Below are 18,969 nucleotides of genomic sequence, written 5' to 3'. Positions count from 1 at the left end.
TCCTGGTGGCACCGCGACGATATTCTGTCGCCGCTCCAGAGCCGACCGGTTTCATTCAGGGCATTCGCCCCTCTGCGGGGACGGTCAAACAGTCGACCGCGCCCCCTGTTCCCTCTCCTCGTCTCTTCTCGCCCCTAACACATCCACAGTATCATTTCGGATTGAACATGACCATATGACTTCCGTCGCTTAAGCCCCCAATTCTCTAGAGGACCTTATCACGTTCGATTGGGGCTTTTTCGTGAAGTCCTGTGGTGCGGTCGAACGCTACAAGACTTATTGGTTAGCGTTTCGTCTGATACAAGGGCTTGACGTCCTTCCAGCGGACGGTCGGACGGTCAGGCTCCGGCTCGTCGAGCGACTCGACAGGGCGCAGGCCTGTCCGGCAGCGCTGGGCCAGCTCCTGATATTGGCGGGTTGTCGCCATTTTCCAAGCGAACTCCGCGTCTGTCACCTCGCGCAGCACCTTTCCCGGAACGCCCGCGATCAGGGATCGCGGCGCGAACGAGCTACCCGCCTTCACGAAACATTGTGCCGCGACGATGCTTTCCGGGCCGATCACGGCCCCGTCCATGACCACGCTGTTGATGCCGACCAGGGCGCCGCGTCCGACTCGGGCACTGTGCAGGACCGCGCCGTGCCCGATGTGGCCATCCACCTCGACCACTGTTTCGGTCCCCTGGAAGCCGTGCATGGTGCAGTTGTCCTGGATGTTGCTGCCTTCCTCCAGGATCAGGCGGCCGAAGTCGCCGCGCAGCGACGCCGACGGCCCGACATAGACGCCGGGTCCGACGATCACATCGCCGATCAGAATGGCGGTGGGATGCACGAAGGCGGTGGGGTGAACGACGGGAACGAGGTCCTCGAAGGCATAGACGGGCATGGTGGTCTCCGGATACGGGTGGGGCGGGGCGATCATTCCATACGCTACCGTTTGGACCGCATGGTGACGCGCCCTACCTTCCGCAGCAAGGAAGAACCGATGGCGCACGAACCCTGGTCCCCCGACGCCTACCTGACCTTCGCCGACCACCGCCTGCGCCCGGCGTTGGAGATGTTGGCGCGGGTGCCGCTGGACGCGCCGGTGTGCGTGGTCGATCTGGGCTGCGGCACCGGCGCACTGACCCGGGCGGCACGAGCGCGCTGGCCGACGGCGCGGGTGATCGGCGTGGATTCATCCGCCGAAATGCTGGACCGGGCCCGCGTCGAAGCCTCGGACGGCATCGACTGGCGCGAGGCCGATATCGCGGCCTGGACGCCGGCCGGCGACGCGGCGCGGCCGGACCTGATTCTGTCCAACGCCGCGCTGCACTGGCTGGGCGATCACGACCGGCTGATTCCCCGTCTCCTGAAAACCCTTAGGCCCGGCGGCGTGCTGGCGGTGCAGATGCCGCGCAACCACGACCGGCCGTCCCACACCCTCATCAAGGCGGTGGCGGCGGACGGACCGTGGGCGGGCGCTCTGGCCGACCTGATCGCCGCGCCGAACCCGGTTGATCCGCCCGAGGCGTATGCGCGGCGCCTGCTGGCGGCGGGCGCGGAGTCACTGGATCTGTGGGAGACCGATTACCAGCAGCGGCTGACCGGTGGGCCGGAGGCCATCGCCGACTTCACCGGGTCCACGGCCCTGCGGCCGTGGCTGGCGCGGCTTCCGGACGACGCGGCGCGCGCGGCCTTTGTGGCCGACTACCGGGCCCGCTTGCGCGTGGCCTATCCGCCCTTGCCCGACGGCAGTGTGCTGTTCCCCTTCCGGCGCCTGTTCCTGGTGGCGCGACGGTCGGCTACCCCACAGGGTTGACCAGCGGCCCGGCGTCCGGTCCCTGGGCGCCGCGCACATGACAGGCGGCGCCGGTGACGTGCAGCCGTCCCTCCGCCAGCAGGCGCAGGGCCAGCGGGTAGATGCGGTGTTCCTGTTCCAGCACCCGCGCCGCCAGCGTCTCCGGCGTGTCGTCGGCCAGCACCGGCACGGCGGCCTGGGCGACGATGGGGCCGGAGTCCATCTCGGCGCTGACGAGGTGAACCGTGCAGCCATGCACCCTGGCCCCGGCGTCCAACGCCCGCTCATGGGTGTGCAGGCCCTTGAACGCCGGCAACAGCGCGGGATGGATGTTCAGGATGCGCTCACCCCAGGTCGAGACGAACCCCGGCGTCAGCAACCGCATGAACCCGGCCAGACAGACCAGCCGCGCCCCGGCCTCCCGCAGGCGCTCGGTCATTGCCGCTTCGAAACTCTCGCGGTCGTCATAGGCCCGATGGTGGATTACGGCGGTGGGCAGGCCCCGGTCGGCCGCCCAGGTCAGGCCCGGGGCGTCGGGCTCGTTGCTGAGCACCAGGACGATGCGGGCCGGAAACGCGGGGTCGGCGCAGGCCTCGGCCAGGGCCATCATGTTGCTGCCGCGCCCGGAGATGAGAATGGCGGTTGGGACGCGCTTGTCCTCGGGGCCGGCGGGGGTCATGACCACGCCTCGTCGAGTCCGTCCAGGCGCACGGCCGGGCCGTCGCCGCGCGGCGCGACGCGGCCGATGACGCGGGGCGCCTCGCCCTGCTCGGAGAGGCGGGAGACGGCCTCGTCCACATGGTCGGGCGCCACGGCGGCGACCATGCCGATGCCGCAGTTGAAGGTGCGGGCCATTTCAAGGGGCGCAATGCCGCCGGCCCGCTTCAGCCATTGGAACACCGGGGGCAGGGGCAGGGCGTCGGCGTCCAGCACCGCCGCCAGACCGTTCGGCAGCACGCGCGGGATGTTCTCCACGAACCCGCCGCCGGTGATGTGGGCCAGGGCATGCACGGCGCCGAACCGCACGGCCTCCAGGCACGCCTTGACGTAAATGCGGGTCGGGCTCAGCAGGGCCTCGCCCAGGGTGCGTTTCTCGTCGAACGGGGCCGGTGCGTCCCAGGTCAGCCCCTGGTCGGCCAGCACCCGGCGCACCAGCGAATAGCCGTTGGAGTGCAGGCCGCTGGAGGCCAGCCCGACCAGCACGTCGCCGTCGGTCACGCGGTCCCCGGTCAGCAGGTGGCCGCGCTCGACGGCGCCCAGCGCGAAGCCGGCCAGATCATAGTCCCCATCCGCATAGAGGCCGGGCATTTCGGCCGTCTCGCCGCCGGCCAAGGCACAACCGGCCATGCGGCATCCCTCGGCGATGCTGGCGACGACCGCGCGCGCGGTCTCGACATCCAGACGCGCGGTGGCGTAATAGTCCAGAAACAACAGGGGCTCGGCGCCCTGGACCACGAGGTCATTGACGCACATGGCCACAAGGTCGATGCCGATGCCTTCGTGTCGCCCGGTTTCGATGGCGAGTCTCAGCTTGGTGCCGACGCCGTCGGTGGCGGCGACCAACAGGGGATCGCGGAATCCGGCGCCGGCCAGATCGAAGACGGCGCCGAAACCGCCCAGGGCGGCATCCGCGCCGGGGCGCGCGGTGGCGCGGGCCAGCGGCTTGATGGCCTGAACCAGGGCATCTCCGGCGGCGATATCGACCCCGGCGGCCTTGTAGGTCAGACCCTCCGGCGATGGGTCGGCGGTGTGAGAGGGAGTGGAAATGGCGGCCTCGCGCGAGTTGACGGAAGGACGGGAACGGATGCGGCGAACCATACCCGAACGGGCGCCCGTTGCAACCGGGGGCCTCCGGACGATGATTTCGGCGCTGCTTGTCGCGCTGCTGGTCGGGGCGGTTCTGGCCGTGGCCGGGACCGCTCCTGCCGGCGCCCAGGGGCCTGGACCGGGCGAGGCGACGGGCTACACCGTCCGCGCGGTGGCCACCGAGGCCGAAGCGGCCGATCCTGCGGCGGCGCGCGATCAGGCCATCGCGGCGGGACAGGTCAAGGCCCTTCAGGAGGTCATGCGGCGCATCACGGACCCGGCCGATCATGGCCGTCTGCCGCCCGTCGATGCGTCGACCGCGCGCGGCATGGTCGAGACCTACAGTCTGGCCGCTGAACGCACCACGGACACCGCCTACCGCGCGATGATGACGGTCGAGTTCAACGGCGATGCGGTGCGCGGCCTGTTGCGCACGCACGGCATCGCCTTTGCCGCCAGCGCGTCGGCGCCGGTTCTGGTCGTGCCCGTCTATCAGTCGGATCCGCTGGCCACGGCCCTGTTGTGGGAGGACACCAACCCCTGGCTGGCCGCGTGGCGGCAACAGGACAGCGGCAATATGCTGATGCCGCTGGAGGTGCCGACCGGCGATCTGCGCGACGTCACCAGCATCACCGCCGAGGAGGCTCTGGTGCCGGACAGCACGGCGCTGGATCGGCTGATCTCGCGCTACGGCCATTCCCGCGTTCTCGTGGCCCATGCCGTGCGCACGGCGCCGAACATGCTGACGGTGTCCCTGAACTACGGCTCTCCGCGCGCTATGGCGCGCACCGGGAAGCAGACCATCCAGCGCGGACCTGACGAGGACGATGCGGCCTTTCTGATCCGGGCCGCCACCGAACTGGCGCGCCGCATGGAGTCGGACTGGCGACAGGCGACGATGGTCCGTGGCGGCGCCGCCCGGCAGGCCACGGCCCTGGTCACCCTGGGCGGCTTCGACGACTGGGTGGCGATCCGTCGTGTGTTGGAGCGCTCGCCCCTGGTGAGCGACATGAGGGTGCAGGCCATGTCGCGGGAGATGGCGCAACTGACGCTGACCGTGCTCGGCGATATCGGGCAGGTGGGCGCCGCGCTGGCGTCGGAAGGGCTGACCCTGACCGAGCGGGGCGGCTACTGGATGATCGGACGCGCCGTGGCCGGCCCCGGCGCCGGCCCGGGAGCCGGATACCCTTATCCGAGCGATGGCTCGCAAGGAGCGGCGCCCCAAGGTCAGGGCTCGGGATACGGTCAAGCGCCGGAGTACGGAGGGACCGCGACGACGTGGTGAGGTGGGCGCATCTCCCCAATGCACTGACGGCCATGCGGCTTGTTCTGGTCGCTCCCATCCTGTGGTGCCTGATGCGGGGCTGGGACTGGGCCGCCTTCCTGTTGTTCCTGGTGGCCGGACTGACCGACGCGCTCGACGGCGCCCTGGCGCGCCGCCTGAATGCACGCACGGCGCTGGGTGCCCTGCTGGATCCGTTGGCCGACAAGGCCCTGGTCTCCGGCGTGTTCATCGTCCTGGCGCTGCGCGGGGACCTGCCGGCGTGGCTGGCCGTTCTGGTGATCGGGCGGGATCTGGCCCTGGTCGCGGGCGCGATTCTGATCCGTCTAGGCGGTGGTGCGTTTGCGCCCCGGCCGACGCGAATCTCTCGGGCCAACACCCTGGCTCAGATCGTTCTGGTGGCGGTCGCGCTGGCGACCCCCATTCTGTCCGATGGCCTGACCAAACCGGTGTTGGCGATCCTCGTTCCCATCGTGGCGGTGACGACCCTGGCCTCCGGACTCGACTATGGCCGGGCGGCGCTGTCGCACATGGCGGGGTCCACGCGGTCGCGGGGCGGGGGAGGCCCGGGCCGATGAGCGGCCCCGACAGGGACGAAGCGGCACCGGGTCCCCGGCAGATGGCCTTCGCGTTTCCCACCCGGCCGGCGCTCGACCGCGCGGATTTCCTGGTGGCGCCGTGCAATGCCGCCGCCGTGGCCTGGATCGACCGGTGGCCAGACTGGCCGGGGCCGGCGCTGGCGCTGGTGGGGCCGGCCGGCTGCGGCAAGACGCATCTGGCCCATGTGCTCGCGGCGCGGGCCGGCGCGGTGATTCTCGACCGTCCGGATGCCGCGCGGCTTGACGAGGCGCTTGTCGAGGAACGGGTCGGGCCGATGGTGCTGGAACTGGGGCCGGGGATGCCGATCCTGGACGCGGCCCTGCAGGAGGCCCTGTTCCACCTGCTGAACCTGACGGCCGAGACCGGCGGACATCTGCTGCTGACCGCCGCCGAGCCGCCCGCCCGCTGGCCGGTGAGCTTGCCCGACCTGCGCTCTCGCCTCGCGGCGCTGCCGGTGGCGGAGATCACGCACCCCGACGAAACGCTGATGCAGATGATCGTGGTCAAGCTGTTCGCCGACCGGCAGGTGTCGGTCTCGCCGGAGGTGGTCCGCTATCTGGCCCGCCACCTGGAGCGCAGCTTCGGCGCCGTGCGGGACGTCGTGGAGCGGCTCGACCGTCTTGCCCTAAGCAAAGGACGGCCCATCACCCAGGTCTTGGCCCGGGAGGCGATCAACGCGGCTCGGTCGGAGCAGATTCGAGATCCGCCGGTCGAATGAAATCGGCCACGTGGCCGCGACCGGGCGCCAGATCGGCCCAGCGGGCGACGTCCAACGCCAGGACGGCCAGCGCGGCGGTGGGGAATTTCCGACGCAGACGTCTTCGCGCCGAACCGTCGTCCCCAGTCGTCAGGTCGCGGGCGAGGTCCTCCAGCGCCGGATTGTGGGCGATCACCAGAACGGACGGAACGCCGTCGTCCAGCCGTTGCAGCCGCTGGCGCAGCGCGGATGCCTCAAAGGTGTACAGGTCAGGCTCGACCAGAACGGCACTCGCCGGGATGTCGGCCAGCCCGTGCCGCGCGAGGTCATGTGTCTGTCTGGCCCGGACAGCGGTGGAGCACAGGACCCAAGCCGGGCGCGGAGACAAGCCCTCCAAAACCGCGCCCATGGCCGTGGCGGCGTGCTCGCCGCGCGGTGCCAGCGGACGATCGTGATCCTCCAGGTTGGGATGCTCCCAACTCGATTTGGCGTGACGGAAGAGATAGAGCCGCTTCACGTGTTTTCGGTCCGTCGCCAGCGCGCCATCGACGGTCTACTCCCCAAGGGCCACGCCCTCGCGGCGCGGATCGGCGCCGCCGGTCAGACTGCCGTCCGCGCCGATCCGGATCGCATGCAGGCCCGATTCGAGCAGCCGCACATTGATCTCGTGACCCAAGGCCTGGAGCGCCTCCGCCAGGGCCTCGGCGTCGGAGCCCTCCTCAAGGTCCGTGGCACCGTTGCGGTTGACGACATGGCCCATGGAAACGGCGGCCTGCGGGTCCATGCCCCAGTCGAGCATCGCCACCAGGGCGTTGGCCACGTAGTTGATGATGCGCGATCCACCCGGCGACCCCACCAGCACCACAGGCTCGTCGTCCTTGAACACGATGGTCGGCGACATGGACGAGCGGGGCCGTTTGCCGCCCTCCACCCGGTTGGCGACCGGGCGGCCGTCGTCCTCCGGCGCGCGGGCGAAGTCGGTCAGTTCGTTGTTCAGCAGGAATCCGCGCGTCATCACGCGGCTGCCGAAGCCGGTCTCGATGGTGGTGGTCATCGACAGCATGTCGCCGTGCGAATCGACAATGACGAAATGACTGGTGCCTGGCCGTTCCACCTGGGTGTCGGGCGACCAGATGGCGGCCTCATCCCACGGCGGAGACCCGGCCTCGGCCCTGTCCATGGCGCTGTCGGGATCGATCAGGCCGGCCCGCCCGGCCAGATAGCCGGCGTCGATCAGCCCGCGCGTCGGCATGTCCACATAGTCCGAATCGGCCATGTACAGCGCGCGGTCGGCATAGGCCAGCTTGGCGGCCTCGATGTAGAGGTGCCACGCTTCCGCCGACGGCTCCATCGCGGGGAGGTCGAACGCCTCCAACATCCCGAGAATCTGGCCCACCGTCAGACCGCCGGAGGTCGGCGGCCCCATGCCGCACACCTCGTACGCGCGGTACGGCACACAGACCGGCGCGCGCTCGACCACCTCATAGGCCGCCAGATCGTCCAGGGTCAGGATGCCTGGATTGATCTCGGTCTTGACCGCCGCGACGATGTTGGCGGCGATCTCGCCCTCATAGAACGGCGCCGATCCCTGTTCCGCGATCAGGCGCAGGGTGTCGGCGAAGGCGGGATTGCGCAGTACCGTTCCGGCCGTCTTCGGCGTGCCGTCGGCCGCGAAGAAATAGGCCCGCGCGGTCTCGAACAGGTCGAGCTTCTTCTCCTGCGCGGCGGCGATCGACTCGGCCAGACGGGGGGAGATCTCGAATCCGGCGTCCGCCGTCTCGATGGTCGGCTGGAGCAGGTCGGCCCAGGCTTGGCTGCCGTACCGCTGGTGCATCGTCTCCAACAGCTTGAGCGTCCCCGGCACGCCGACCGAGCGACCGCCGACGACCGCGTCCCACCAACTCACCGGTTCGCCGTCCGGCCCCAGCCAATAGGTTTCGTCGGCCGCCATCGGCGCTTTTTCGCGGCCGTCCAGCGTGATCAGACGGCGTTCGGAGGCATCCCAGTACAGCGCGAACGCGCCACCGCCGATGCCGGAGGACTGCGGCTCGACGAGGTTCAGCATCATCTGCACCGCCACCGCCGCGTCGGCCGCCGTGCCGCCCTCGGCCAGGACCGCCCGGCCGGCTTCTGCGGCCAGGGGGTTGGCGGCGGCGACCATGAAGCGGGTCGGGGCGGACGCGGTCTCCCGGCGATCCGGGGTTTGCGCGATGACCATCGCACCCACAAGCAACGCCGCCAGGAACAGCAGCGCGACGCATCGGTTCATCGTTTCCATCGGGCACCTCCGGGGTCGGGAGAGTGGGACCCGGCCAGCCTATCGCGGCCGACGGCCTTCCGCCAGTCTCGCGGGCGCGTCTAAAGCCCCCAATACCACGGCGCGAATAGGCTGTAGGCCAGCCAGACCAGCAGCAGTAGCGGCAGGCCGGCCCGGACGTAGTCGGTGAAGGCATAATGCCCCGGCCCCATGATCAGCAGGTTGGTCTGATACCCGACCGGAGACGCAAAACTGCAGTTGGCCGCCAGGACCGTGGTGATGGCGAAGATGTGGGGATCCATCCCCAGTTGTTCGGCGAGGTTGATTCCCACCGGAATGAACAGCACCGCGCAGGCGTTGTTGGTCAGCACGTTGGTGAAGCCGGCCACGAGGAGGAAGAACATCGACAGGATCACGGCCGGACCGAGGTCCTTGAACAGGCCGAGGGCCGAGTGGGCGACGAACGAGGCGGCGCCGGTGGCCTCCAGCGCCTGTCCCAGCGCCAGGGCGGCGACGACGACCAGCAGGATCTTGCGATCCAGGGCGCGCGTCGCCTGCCGCAGGTTCACGGCCCCAATGGCCACCATCAGCGTCGCCGCCACGATGGCCGAGACGACAATTGGGACCACTCCCAGGGCCGCCAGTCCGACGGCGACGATGAAGATGGTGCTGGCCAGCACGGCATGGTGCCGCTGGGGCAGGGTTCCGGTGGTGCCGGATAGCACGACGAGGTCGCGGTCCTGACCGAGCGCGGCAATGTCGGACTGCCGACCGGTGATGAGCAGGTTGTCACCGGCCTCCAGGCGGATCTGCGTCATGCTGGCGCGGATCATCCGGGCGCGCCGCTGGATGCCGATCACGAGGCACCGGTAGCGTTGCCGGAAGGCCAGTTGCTGGAGGTTGGGGCCGATCAGGCGCGACGAGGGCGTGATCATGGCCTCCACCATGACCTGTTCGCTCGGGGCAGCACGGCCGTTGTCGCCGTTTTCTGACTTATCCCGCCGGGCCGGCTGCGGTGTTTCCTCTGCGTTGTCGCGCAGGCGGTCGCGGGTGCGGTCTCCTTCGCCGGGGCGGCGCGGCGGGTGCAGCAGTCCCGGATAGCGGGTCGCGAGCTCCGTCAGCGCCGACCGTGTCGCCGCGATCACCAGGGTGTCGCCGGCCTGAAGCGCGTAGCTGTCGAAGGGCGGCAGTTCGGCGTGCTCCCCGCGCTGAATCACCCGAACGGTGATGTTGGGCAGCGACTTGAAGGCGCCCGCCACCGCCTTTTCGCCGACAAGGTGCGAATCGGAGGGGACCACGATCTGCGAAATGAACTGCTTGCCGTGGTGGGTCATATGGCTGGCCATGCTGGCCCGCTCGGGCAGCAGACGGGGCATCACAAGCACGATGTAGAGCATGCCCAGACAAGCCACCACCAGCGCCGGCGCGGTGATCTCGAAAAAGCCGAGGGGAGACAGGCCCTGGTCGATTAGGGCGCTGGACACCAGCAGGTTGGTGGACGAGCCGATCAGCGTCGTCATGCCGCCCAGGATCGCCGCGTAACTGAGCGGCATCATCACCCGGCTGGCATTGACGTTCAGCCGCACCGCCATGGCCTGGAGAATGGGAATGAAGATCACCACCACCGGCGTGTTGTTGAGGAACGCCGACAACGCGAGCACGGCCAGCAGGGTGAGGATCACGGAGGCCGAGGGCGACAGGCGCGGGTGTGCCGTCCAATGCGCCACGCTGTCCAGCGCGCCGGTTCGGATCAGGCCCTCGCCGACCACCAGCAGTGCCAGGACCGTCAGCAGCGCTGGATTGGAAAAGCCGGCCAGGAGGTCCGCCGAGGTGACCAACTGCGTGCCATCGGCGCCGACAGCCGGGAGAACGTGGAACAGGGCCAAAAGGGTGGCCAGGCTTCCCAGCGCGGTCAGTTCAAGCGAGACCCATTCGGTCACGAACAGCGTCATGACAACGACGGTCAGCGCCAGCGTCAGCCACATATGAACATCGATGGGAAGCAGCACCAAGGCGGGCGTCGTCCTTTGCCGTGACGCCGGTTCAGGTCGTGCCGTCGAACCGGGCAAGACCACCGATCATAGGCAGGCCGCGCGCTGAAACCAAGAGCTGCCTGATCGGGCTCCAGGGCAATCGGGTGACTGCATTGTTGACGAAATGCGAAACGTCGTAGGGTGGGGTCGCGCCGAAGGCGAACCCCACCGCATCACCGCCACGCGGCGGATTGCCCCGCTTCGCGCGTCGAATCCGCCCTACGGGGCTTGGATGCCTCGGCGTTCGCGAAACGTCGTAGGGTGGGTTCGCGCCGAAGGCGCAACCCACCGCATCACCGCCACGCGGCGGATTGCCCCGCTTCGCGCGTCGAATCCGCCCTACGGGGCTTGGATGCCTTGGCGTTCGCGAAACGTCGTAGGGTGGGTTCGCGCCGAAGGCGCAACCCATCGCATCACCGCCACGCGGCGGATTGCCGCGCTTCGCGGGTCGAATCCGCCCTGCGTTCATAAAAGATGGTGGGCCGTTCTGCCGTAAGGCACACGATCCCCCGCGTCTTTGCGACCACACGTCCTTTCACCCGATTGCCCTGGATCGGGCGCGCCGGGTCAGCCGCCGTCATGGATGAGCCGGAAGGCCGGCTCCAGGTGATCCGGAGCCGACAGCGTGCAGCCGAGATCCTTCAGCCGGCCGTCGTTTAGGGCGTAGATCAGCCCGTGCACCTGGACGTTCTGTCCCCGCGTCCAGGCGGTCTGGACGATGGATGTCGCCGCGACGTTCCGGGCCTGGGCCACGACGTTCAGTTCGCACAGACGGTCGAGCCGCGTCGAGTCGTCCAGACCGTCCAGGAGGGACCGATGCGTGGCCATGATCTGCTTGATGGGTTGCAGCCAGTTATCGATCAGGCCCATTTCGGCCCGCGACAGGGCTGCCTTGACGCCGCCGCATCCGTAGTGGCCGACCACCATGACATGCCTGACCTTGAGGACGTCAACGGCATACTGAAGGACCGTCAGCATGTTGAGATCGGACGGAACGACAAGGTTGGCGACGTTGCGGTGAACGAACAACTCGCCCGGTGCAAGATCAACGATGTCGTTGGCTGGTACCCGACTGTCGGAGCAACCGATCCACAGATATTCCGGCTTCTGAAGATTAACCAGACGTTGAAAAAAATCCGGATCATTCGCCGTTTTGCGGCTGACCCAGGCTTTGTTGTTGGCGAATAGGCGTTCCATGGTCATGGTTTGCGCCCTAATCTTTTTCGTTCTTGACGACTGATCGCTTGATCCGGTGTACCCCAAACCACACCAGAATCGCCACAACCGGTACGGATATGCCTGTCGCGAGGCCCACGTTGAGCGACACCCCCGTATCCTTGATGGCCTTGAGCACGTACCCGACCAGACCGACGGCGTAGTAGCTGATGGCCACCACGGACAGGCCCTCGACGGTTTCCTGAAGCTTGAGTTGGACCCGCGCCCGCTCGTTCATGCTGTCGAGCAGATCGCGGTTCTGATGTTCCAGGCCCACCTCGACGCGGGCGCGCAGCAGACTGCCGATGCGCGCGGCGCGTTGCGCCAAGGCTTCCTGTCGAGTGTCCGCCGACTCGCAGGTGGCCATGGCTGGCCCCATGCGGCGGTCGATGAAGCCGTCGATGGTCAGAAGGTTGTCGGTTCGAGATGTCCGCAGATCGCGCAGGCGTTGTCGCACCAATTGATAGTACGCTCTGGATGCGGCAAACCTATAGCTTGTGCGCGCCGCGATGCTCTCGATCTCGGCCGACAACTGCGACAGTCGGCCCAGGAGTTCCGCGTCGCTGGTATGGTCGGACTGGTCGGCCATCCGCGCGCTGACGTCCGCCAGCGACTCGTCGATATCGCGCAGGCGCGGCATCATCTCGATGGCGGTCGGCAGGGCCAGAAGGGCCAACGCTCTGTAATTGTTCAACTCGATCAGGCGCTGAATCGTGCGTCCGGCGTGGCGGTCGTCCAGTCCCCGGTCCTGGACGAGCATGCGGGAAAAGTGGTCCGAGTGCAGGCGGAAGTCCGCCCAGATCATGGCCTTGCCGCCGGCCACCGCATTTCCGGTCAGCGCATTGCCATTGAAGTAGCGCAGCGAGATCTCGTTGTTGTCGGGAAGCTCCGCCTCCTTCTGCACGAAGGCGATGTGGATGGCCGAAAGCACCTCGCCGGGTATCTCCGCCAGCCAGTCCGACGGGATTTCCTCGATGACCGGCCGTTCAAACGGGTCCGAGAAATGGGCGCGGCGAAAGAACATGTAGGAGCAGAACTCGGTGTGCCGTTCCCATTTGACGAACAGACCACCCAGGTCCGCCACATGCTGCTTAGCCCCCGCCGCCGGGGCGGTCCCGCCCTTGCGTGCGCACAGGGCCGCCAGGTGCGCCCGGTCGGACTCGAATGCATGTTCGCCCGAAACCACGGCAATTTGGGAAATGCGGATGGGGGGCCGCAACGGCTCGGAGGCGCGCGCATGAAGCTCGCGGACGAGTTCCTCTCGTTGCGGATGCTCGCGAAACGGCGGGGCATTCATGAGCGCTGGCTCCCTTCGGCGGCCCGCACAGCGGCACAAAACCGCGCGATCAGAGCCGGGTCCTTCTTACCACGGGTGCTTTCAACCCCGGATGAAACATCGACGGCAGGCGCACCGGTCACGCGCAGGGCCTCGCCGACCGACTCCGGCGTCAGGCCCCCGGCTAGCATCCACGGCAACGGCGCCGCCCAGCCGGTCAGTACGGACCAGTCGAAGGCCCGCGCGTGCCCGCCGGGCCGGTCGGCCCCCTCCGGCGGGCGGGCGTCCAGCAACAGGCGATCAGCATGATCGGCATAGTCCCTTGCCCTTTGCAGGTCGGCCGCCTCCGCCACGCCCAGCGCCTTCATCACCGGCACGGCGTATTCCTGTCGAATCCAGTCGATCCGATCCGGGCTTTCCTGCCCATGAAGCTGGATCATGTCCAGGCGGACGGTGTTCAGGACGTGGTCGAGCAGGGCGTCGTCCGGGTCCACGAACAGGCCGACGGTGCCGACCGTCTCCGGCAGCGCGTCGAACAGTTCGGCGGCGTCCTCGGCGGTGACCGCGCGGGGGGAAGGCGGGAAGAACACCGCGCCCAGCCAATCGGCGTCGGCGGCCACGGCCGCGTCCACCGAATCCACGTCGGTCAGCCCGCAAATCTTGATCTCGATCCGTCCCCCCACCGCGCGGGCCTCCTCAGTCCTGCAGGTCTTCCAGCACGTGCCGGGCCGCGACCGCGACATCCGGCGCACCCGTGATGGGCCGGCCGATCACCAGATGGCTGGCCCCGGCCGCCAGCGCCTGATCCGGCGTCATGACCCGTTTCTGATCGCCGGCCACGGCCCACGAGGGGCGCACCCCGGGGGTCACGAGCATCGGCTTCGGGCCAAGGTCGGCGCGCAGCACGGCCACCTCCCGGGGCGAGCAGACAAGGCCGTCGAGGTCCGCTTCCATGGCCAGGGCCGCCAGCCGGCGCACCTGATCGGCGGGCGCGTCGTTGATCCCCGTGGTCTTGAGATCCCTGTCGTCCAGGCTGGTCAGCACCGTGACGGCGATGACCTTCGGGCGCGGCAGGTTCAGGCGATCCGCCTCCTCGGCCGCCGCGTCGCCGGCCGCCTCCATCATCGCCCGCCCGCCCGGGGCGTGGACCGTCAGCACCCAGGGCTCCAGTCGCACGGCGGCGCGCACGGCGCCGGCGACGGTGTTGGGGATGTCGTGGAACTTGAGGTCAAGAAACAGCGGGGGTGAGCCGGTATCCCGAACGGCGCGGACACCCTCCGGCCCGTGGGCCACGAAGAACTCCAGGCCGAGTTTGATGCCGCCGGCCAGATCCCGCAGGTCCCGCGCCCAGGCGCGGGCACGGGACAGGTCCATGGTGTCAAGGGCCACGAAAAGGGGGTTGGTGGTCATCGCGGGCAACCGGATAGGAGAGAGGGACTTGCGCCCGTCAGGGGCGCCGCGACCCAGCATGCCCCATTGCGGGCCGCAGGGCGACCCCTGACGCAGCGTTATCCGTTCGGCTGGCCGGAAGCGACGACGGACGCGCCGGTCTCACGCTTGCCCACCCGCGCCGCCGCCAGGGTCAGGCACAGCGCCACGGACGCGATCACCACAAACAGCGACAACAGATAGTCGCCGCGCGAGAACAGCGCAAGCGGTGCGTCATAGAAGGGCCCCCTCAGGATGGTCATGGCGTGGGTGACGGGGTTGAACATCATGATCCAATGCAGCCAGCCCGGCACTCCCGTGATGGGGAAGAAGGCGCCCGAAAGCACCCACATGGGCATCATGATGACCATCATGACGGCGTGGAACCCGGCGGTGGACTTCATGCCCCAGGCGAACAGGAACCCGAGCCCGGTGAACCCCAGCGAGATCAGCACCAACGTCAGGGCCAGCAGCACGGCGCCGAGCGGCCCCATGGTCATACCGACGAAGGGCGCGGCGATCAGCAGAATGCCGGCCTGGAACAGCGCCACCAGTGAAGCCCCGCCGACCTTGCCCATGACGATGCCCAGCCGGGGCACGGGGGCGACCAGCACGCCCTGCAGGAATCCCTGGTCCCGATCCTCGATGATGGTGATGGACGCGAACACCGACGCGAACAGGATCATCATCATCAGAACGCCGGGATAGAAATACTCCAGGTAGCTCATGCCCTCCAGACCGGGCGCGTCGAAGCTGGGCGTCAGGCCCGCTCCCAGCAGGACCCAGAAGATCAGCGGCTGCCCAATTGAGCCCATCACCCGGTGCGGCTGGCGGATGAAGCGGGTGAACTCGCGGCCCGCCAAGGCGGTGGCGACGGCGCCCAACGAAGCGCCGGGCCCGGCGCCGGTGGAGGCCGCCCGGGGTGACACCGCCGTTTCGGCCGTTGTGTTGCCGGCATGGGTCATGCGGCGGTCTCCTGTCGTTCCGCCGTGGCCGCCGCGCCTTGGGCGCGCGCCTCGGCGGTCACATGGATGAACACGTCCTCCAGCGCCGGTCGCTTCACGGTGATGCCCCGGACTAGGCGGCGGTAGTCGGCCAGCACCCGTTCGAGCAGCATGACCGCATCCGCGTCCGGCGGATCGTCCACCCGCAGTTCGTCGCCGTGGCGCATGGCGGCCACTCCCAGGTCGTCGCGCAGCCGGGCGGCGAGGGTGTCGGGGTCCGGACTGTCGATCACCAGGACATCGCCCTTCAGGCGATCCCGCAGCGCTTGCGGCGTGTCGTGAGCCAACAGGCGTCCGTTCGCCATGATGGCGACACTGTCCACCTCCTCGGCCTCGCTGAAGATGTGACTGGTCATCAGGACCGTCATGCCCAGTTCCCGGCGCAGTCGGCCGAGCGCGTTCAGAAAGGCCCGTCGGCTGGCCGGGTCCAGGCCGGTGGTGGGCTCGTCCAGCAGCAGCAGGCGTGGGCGGGTCAGCAGGCACTTGGCCAGTTCCACTTGCCGGGCCAGCCCGCCCGACAGGGTCTCGACGCGGTCGCCCAGGCGGCCGGCGAGGTCGGTCCAGGCCAGGGCCTCGTCGAGCCGTACGCGGAAGGCGGCACCGCGCAGCCCGTGCAGGGCGCCGTGAAGGGCGAGGTTCTCCCGCACACCCAGGTGCTTGTCCACGGCCGGGCTCTGGAACACCACGCCCATCAGGGCGCGCGCCGGGGCCGGGTCGGCGAGCAGGTCATGGCCGCCGACCGTCACCCGCCCCCGGCTGGGCCGGGCCAAGCCGCACAGAATGCGGAACAGGGTGCTCTTGCCGCTGCCGTTGGGGCCGGACAGGATCGCGAAGCGGCCGTCCGGAATGTGCAGGGTCAGGCCGGAGACGGCGGTGCGGGGCGGTTGGCGCCGGCCGCCGGGGTAGACGTGGGTCAGGTCCTCAATACGGATCATGGCGTGCTGGTCCCGCCGGGCGGGGCGGGACGGTCTCCCTTGGGGAACGGCGCTGCTCTCGACGTGGCGCGGGCATCTGCGCCCTTTTACGGCACCCGGCCCCGCCCGGTAAACCCCGCCAAAAACGGGGCCATTGGGCGTGCGGCTCCCTAATGTCCCATCAACACGGGGACGGTCATGTGATGCAGGATGTGCCATGTGGCCCCGCCCAGCACCAGTTCCCGGAGGCGCGAGCGGCCATAGGCGCCCATGACGAGCAGGTCCACCCCCTCGTCGCTGGCCCGGGACAGCAGCATGTTGCCGGCATCGACATCGCGCGCGACGACATGCTCTGCCGTGGCGTTGACGCCGTGCCGGGCGAGATGGGCGGCGATGTCGGCGCCGGGGATGTCGCCGTGCCCGTTGACGCCGTTGCGGCGCGGATTGACGGCGAGGACACGGACCTCCTTGGCCAGACGCAGGATGGGCAAGGCGTCGCTGACCGTGCGCGTGGCCTCCCGGCTGGCGTTCCAGGCCACCATGACGGTCTCGCCGATGGTGTTGTGGTGCCCGGCATACGGAATGACCAGGACGGGCCGGCCCGAGTCCATGATGACGTGATCGGCGGCGTCGCGTTCCTCGGCCATGTTGTCGTCGTGGCGGTCGTACTGGCCCACCACGACCAGGTCACTGTACCGGGCATGCAGAACCAGCATGTCCATCAGTTCACCCTCGGGCGCGCGGAACTCGTTGGCAATCGTGAACCCGGCCATGACGTCCTCGAACAGCGCCCGCGCCGTCGCGGCGCCCTCGTTGGCAAACTGGCGCTGGGCCTGGGCCACCTCGGGGCCGAGCTGGGACATCACGAACTGGGGGACATGGGGGGCGGTGCGCACGAACAGGCCGGTCAATCGCGCCTCGTGACGGGTGGCGAGGTGCGCCGCGGCCTCCAACCGGGCCCGGCAGTGGTGCGAACCGTCCACATGCACCAGAATATCCTTAAGGGTCATCGATCAGCTTCCTTCACGCTCTGGGGCCGACCAACGATCCGGGGGCACGGCCCGCCGGGATGGTGCCCAAGCCGGGGGCCGTTGGCAAGACCGCCCGAAGGATGGATCCATCCGGCCCGGATGCCGGACCGGATGATCGCGTGGCCGTTCCTTCGCGCTGTTGGCTTGCGCGTGTCCGGAGACAGAGTAGACTTCTCCACGCTCTACAAATCAGACGTGTCGGCCATCAGCCAGGAGCCCCCGTGCCCCCACCCTCCGAGCCCCTAGCATCCCTTCCGTCCGTCGATCCGGATCTGACCCCGGCCGAGGATCGCCCCGGCCCCGGCGACATCGGGGCGTTAGAACAATGGGTGCGGTTGCGCGGAATCACCGAGGTGGAGTGCATGGTCGCCGACCTGTCGGGCATTCCGCGCGGCAAGATCCTGCCGGCGCGCAAGTTCCTCTCCAGCCTGCGCGACAAGGGCCTGCGCCTGCCCGAATCTGTGTTCATCCAGACGGTGACCGGCGGCTATCCGGAAGACGATCCGATCGACATCGAGGACCGGGACATCTTCCTGATCCCCGATCCCACCACCGTGCGCATGGTGCCGTGGTACGAGGAGCCGACCGCCCAGGTCATCAGCGACTGTGTCTATCGCTCGGGAGAGCCGGTGTCGGCGGCCCCGCGCCATGTGCTCAAGCAGGTGCTGGCGCTTTACGAGGCCAAGGGCTGGCATCCCATCGTTGCGCCGGAACTGGAGTTCTTCCTGGTCAAGATGAACGACGACCCGGACTACCCGTTGGAGCCGCCCAAGGGGCGCTCCGGGCGGGCCGAGACCGGCAGTCAGGCCTACGGCATCGACGCCGTGAACGAGTTCGACCCGCTGTTTGAGGACATCTACGACCACTGCGAGGCGCAGGGGCTCGATGTCGACACGCTGCACCACGAGGGCGGGGCGGCGCAGATCGAGATCAACTTCAACCACGGCGCGCCGCTGGCGCTGGCCGATCAGGTGTTCCTGTTCAAGCGCACGGTGCGTCAGGCGGCGCTGTCGCACAAGGTCTACGCCACCTTCATGGCGAAGCCGCTGGAGGGGCAGCCGGGCTCGTCGATGCACCTGCATCAGTCCGTGGTGGACACCGCGACCGGCCGCAACCTGTTCGCCGACGACGCGGGCGAGGACAGTTCCCTGTTCCGCTGGCATATCGCCGGCCTGCAACGCCACCTACCAGAGGCCATGCTGCTGCTGGCGCCCAACGTCAACAGCTACCGCCGCCTGGTGCCGGACTGGGGCGCGCCGATCAACATGCACTGGGGCTACGACAACCGCACGGTCTCCCTGCGCGTGCCGTACTCCGACGCCGCCAACCGCCGGGTCGAAAACCGGCTGTCGGGCGCCGACGCCAACCCGTATCTAGCCATCGCTGCGTCACTGGCCTGCGGCTATCTGGGCATGATCGAGCGCCAGGAACCGAGCCGGCCGATCGAGGGCAGCGCCTATTCCCGCGCCCACGCCCTGCCGCGCCACTTGCCCGACGCCATCGAGCGCTTCGCCCGGGCCCGTGGCCTGCGGGAGGTGCTGGGCGAGGACTTCACCAAGGTCCTGACCAGCGTCAAATGGGCCGAATGGGACGCCTACCAGCACGTGATTTCAAGCTGGGAACGGGAGTACCTGTTGCTGAACGTGTGA

The 18,969-nt window shown here is 68.6% G+C and carries 18 protein-coding genes; 5 read left to right on the top strand and 13 right to left on the bottom strand.

Annotated features, from left to right (window positions below):
• Nucleotides 1-283 precede the first annotated feature (283 nt).
• The gene (locus tag BLS85_RS13520) at nucleotides 284-883 is read right to left on the bottom strand and encodes a phenylacetic acid degradation protein PaaY (RefSeq protein ID WP_092787262.1); all 600 of its coding nucleotides are present in this window, start codon (nucleotides 881-883) and stop codon (nucleotides 284-286) included.
• Nucleotides 884-982: 99 nt separating this feature from the next.
• On the opposite strand from BLS85_RS13520, the gene BLS85_RS13515 reads away from it, so the two are divergent.
• On the top strand, nucleotides 983-1,798 hold the full coding sequence (locus BLS85_RS13515) for a methyltransferase domain-containing protein (protein ID WP_092787161.1): 816 nt from the start codon (nucleotides 983-985) through the stop codon (nucleotides 1,796-1,798).
• On the opposite strand, the gene purN is transcribed toward BLS85_RS13515, so the two are convergent.
• Both purN and purM read right to left on the bottom strand, forming a co-directional pair.
• Entirely contained in the window at nucleotides 1,782-2,456 is a 675-nt protein-coding gene (gene purN, locus BLS85_RS13510; protein ID WP_092787260.1) for a phosphoribosylglycinamide formyltransferase, read from the bottom strand. The genes BLS85_RS13515 and purN overlap by 17 nt on opposite strands.
• Nucleotides 2,453-3,595 (bottom strand): phosphoribosylformylglycinamidine cyclo-ligase, encoded by a 1,143-nt coding sequence (gene purM, locus BLS85_RS13505; RefSeq protein WP_092787159.1) that lies wholly within the window; start codon nucleotides 3,593-3,595, stop codon nucleotides 2,453-2,455. The genes purN and purM overlap by 4 nt, the downstream gene beginning before the upstream one ends.
• Nucleotides 3,596-3,635: 40 nt before the next feature.
• Here purM and BLS85_RS13500 point away from each other — a divergent pair, with 40 nt between their 5' ends.
• Genes BLS85_RS13500 through BLS85_RS13490 form a run of 3 tightly spaced genes read left to right on the top strand, consistent with a single transcriptional unit; the run spans nucleotide 3,636 to nucleotide 6,183 of the window.
• Nucleotides 3,636-4,868, top strand: coding sequence for a DUF2066 domain-containing protein (locus tag BLS85_RS13500; protein ID WP_176793736.1), 1,233 nt, complete (start codon nucleotides 3,636-3,638; stop codon nucleotides 4,866-4,868).
• The gene (locus BLS85_RS13495) at nucleotides 4,862-5,443 is read left to right on the top strand and encodes a CDP-alcohol phosphatidyltransferase family protein (protein WP_092787155.1); all 582 of its coding nucleotides are present in this window, start codon (nucleotides 4,862-4,864) and stop codon (nucleotides 5,441-5,443) included. The genes BLS85_RS13500 and BLS85_RS13495 overlap by 7 nt, the downstream gene beginning before the upstream one ends.
• Nucleotides 5,440-6,183: an HdaA/DnaA family protein gene (locus tag BLS85_RS13490; RefSeq protein ID WP_245699230.1), complete on the top strand. Its 744-nt coding sequence runs from the start codon at nucleotides 5,440-5,442 to the stop codon at nucleotides 6,181-6,183. Before BLS85_RS13495 ends, BLS85_RS13490 begins: the two co-directional genes overlap by 4 nt.
• On the opposite strand, the gene BLS85_RS13485 is transcribed toward BLS85_RS13490, so the two are convergent.
• From BLS85_RS13485 to BLS85_RS13440, 10 genes are all read right to left on the bottom strand, one after another.
• The gene (locus BLS85_RS13485; protein WP_176793731.1) at nucleotides 6,137-6,679 is read right to left on the bottom strand and encodes a SixA phosphatase family protein; all 543 of its coding nucleotides are present in this window, start codon (nucleotides 6,677-6,679) and stop codon (nucleotides 6,137-6,139) included. The two genes, BLS85_RS13490 and BLS85_RS13485, sit on opposite strands and share 47 nt — an antisense overlap.
• A 36-nt stretch (nucleotides 6,680-6,715) precedes the next feature.
• Complete coding sequence (gene ggt, locus BLS85_RS13480) at nucleotides 6,716-8,440, bottom strand: gamma-glutamyltransferase (protein ID WP_092787149.1); 1,725 nt, start codon at nucleotides 8,438-8,440, stop codon at nucleotides 6,716-6,718.
• Between the two features lie 80 nt (nucleotides 8,441-8,520).
• The gene (locus tag BLS85_RS13475; protein ID WP_245699237.1) at nucleotides 8,521-10,428 is read right to left on the bottom strand and encodes an SLC13 family permease; all 1,908 of its coding nucleotides are present in this window, start codon (nucleotides 10,426-10,428) and stop codon (nucleotides 8,521-8,523) included.
• 591 nt (nucleotides 10,429-11,019) lie between these two features.
• Nucleotides 11,020-11,655 (bottom strand): carbonate dehydratase, encoded by a 636-nt coding sequence (gene can, locus BLS85_RS13470; protein ID WP_092787147.1) that lies wholly within the window; start codon nucleotides 11,653-11,655, stop codon nucleotides 11,020-11,022.
• Nucleotides 11,656-11,665: 10 nt separating this feature from the next.
• A complete protein-coding gene (locus BLS85_RS13465) occupies nucleotides 11,666-12,964 on the bottom strand; it encodes a DUF3422 family protein (RefSeq protein ID WP_092787145.1) in 1,299 nt (432 codons plus the stop codon).
• Complete coding sequence (locus BLS85_RS13460; protein WP_245699229.1) at nucleotides 12,961-13,626, bottom strand: phosphoribosylanthranilate isomerase; 666 nt, start codon at nucleotides 13,624-13,626, stop codon at nucleotides 12,961-12,963. The genes BLS85_RS13465 and BLS85_RS13460 overlap by 4 nt, the downstream gene beginning before the upstream one ends.
• Before the next feature lie 13 nt (nucleotides 13,627-13,639).
• A complete protein-coding gene (gene pyrF, locus BLS85_RS13455; protein WP_092787141.1) occupies nucleotides 13,640-14,353 on the bottom strand; it encodes an orotidine-5'-phosphate decarboxylase in 714 nt (237 codons plus the stop codon).
• 98 nt (nucleotides 14,354-14,451) lie between these two features.
• On the bottom strand, nucleotides 14,452-15,336 hold the full coding sequence (locus BLS85_RS13450; RefSeq protein WP_092787139.1) for an ABC transporter permease: 885 nt from the start codon (nucleotides 15,334-15,336) through the stop codon (nucleotides 14,452-14,454).
• On the bottom strand, nucleotides 15,333-16,310 hold the full coding sequence (locus tag BLS85_RS13445) for an ABC transporter ATP-binding protein (RefSeq protein ID WP_092787137.1): 978 nt from the start codon (nucleotides 16,308-16,310) through the stop codon (nucleotides 15,333-15,335). The genes BLS85_RS13450 and BLS85_RS13445 overlap by 4 nt, the downstream gene beginning before the upstream one ends.
• A 149-nt stretch (nucleotides 16,311-16,459) precedes the next feature.
• Nucleotides 16,460-17,299, bottom strand: coding sequence for a universal stress protein (locus BLS85_RS13440; RefSeq protein WP_092787135.1), 840 nt, complete (start codon nucleotides 17,297-17,299; stop codon nucleotides 16,460-16,462).
• 383 nt (nucleotides 17,300-17,682) lie between these two features.
• Here BLS85_RS13440 and BLS85_RS13435 point away from each other — a divergent pair, with 383 nt between their 5' ends.
• On the top strand, nucleotides 17,683-18,969 hold the full coding sequence (locus tag BLS85_RS13435; protein WP_092787256.1) for a glutamine synthetase family protein: 1,287 nt from the start codon (nucleotides 17,683-17,685) through the stop codon (nucleotides 18,967-18,969).

This window comes from Rhodospira trueperi (assembly GCF_900101965.1).
Taxonomy (GTDB): Bacteria; Pseudomonadota; Alphaproteobacteria; order Rhodospirillales; family Rhodospirillaceae; genus Rhodospira; species Rhodospira trueperi.
This window is presented reverse-complemented; position numbering and strand designations above follow the sequence as displayed.

What these genes read in the sequence shown, in the direction of transcription:
- BLS85_RS13520 (WP_092787262.1), bottom strand. Translation starts at nt 883, where the DNA reads ATGCCCGTCTATGCCTTCGAGGACCTCGTTCCCGTCGTTCACCCCACC.
- BLS85_RS13515 (WP_092787161.1), top strand. Translation starts at nt 983, where the DNA reads ATGGCGCACGAACCCTGGTCCCCCGACGCCTACCTGACCTTCGCCGAC.
- purN (WP_092787260.1), bottom strand. Translation starts at nt 2,456, where the DNA reads ATGACCCCCGCCGGCCCCGAGGACAAGCGCGTCCCAACCGCCATTCTC.
- purM (WP_092787159.1), bottom strand. Translation starts at nt 3,595, where the DNA reads ATGGTTCGCCGCATCCGTTCCCGTCCTTCCGTCAACTCGCGCGAGGCC.
- BLS85_RS13500 (WP_176793736.1), top strand. Translation starts at nt 3,636, where the DNA reads ATGATTTCGGCGCTGCTTGTCGCGCTGCTGGTCGGGGCGGTTCTGGCC.
- BLS85_RS13490 (WP_245699230.1), top strand. Translation starts at nt 5,440, where the DNA reads ATGAGCGGCCCCGACAGGGACGAAGCGGCACCGGGTCCCCGGCAGATG.
- ggt (WP_092787149.1), bottom strand. Translation starts at nt 8,440, where the DNA reads ATGGAAACGATGAACCGATGCGTCGCGCTGCTGTTCCTGGCGGCGTTG.
- can (WP_092787147.1), bottom strand. Translation starts at nt 11,655, where the DNA reads ATGACCATGGAACGCCTATTCGCCAACAACAAAGCCTGGGTCAGCCGC.
- BLS85_RS13465 (WP_092787145.1), bottom strand. Translation starts at nt 12,964, where the DNA reads ATGAATGCCCCGCCGTTTCGCGAGCATCCGCAACGAGAGGAACTCGTC.
- pyrF (WP_092787141.1), bottom strand. Translation starts at nt 14,353, where the DNA reads ATGACCACCAACCCCCTTTTCGTGGCCCTTGACACCATGGACCTGTCC.
- BLS85_RS13450 (WP_092787139.1), bottom strand. Translation starts at nt 15,336, where the DNA reads ATGACCCATGCCGGCAACACAACGGCCGAAACGGCGGTGTCACCCCGG.
- BLS85_RS13445 (WP_092787137.1), bottom strand. Translation starts at nt 16,310, where the DNA reads ATGATCCGTATTGAGGACCTGACCCACGTCTACCCCGGCGGCCGGCGC.
- BLS85_RS13440 (WP_092787135.1), bottom strand. Translation starts at nt 17,299, where the DNA reads ATGACCCTTAAGGATATTCTGGTGCATGTGGACGGTTCGCACCACTGC.
- BLS85_RS13435 (WP_092787256.1), top strand. Translation starts at nt 17,683, where the DNA reads ATGGTCGCCGACCTGTCGGGCATTCCGCGCGGCAAGATCCTGCCGGCG.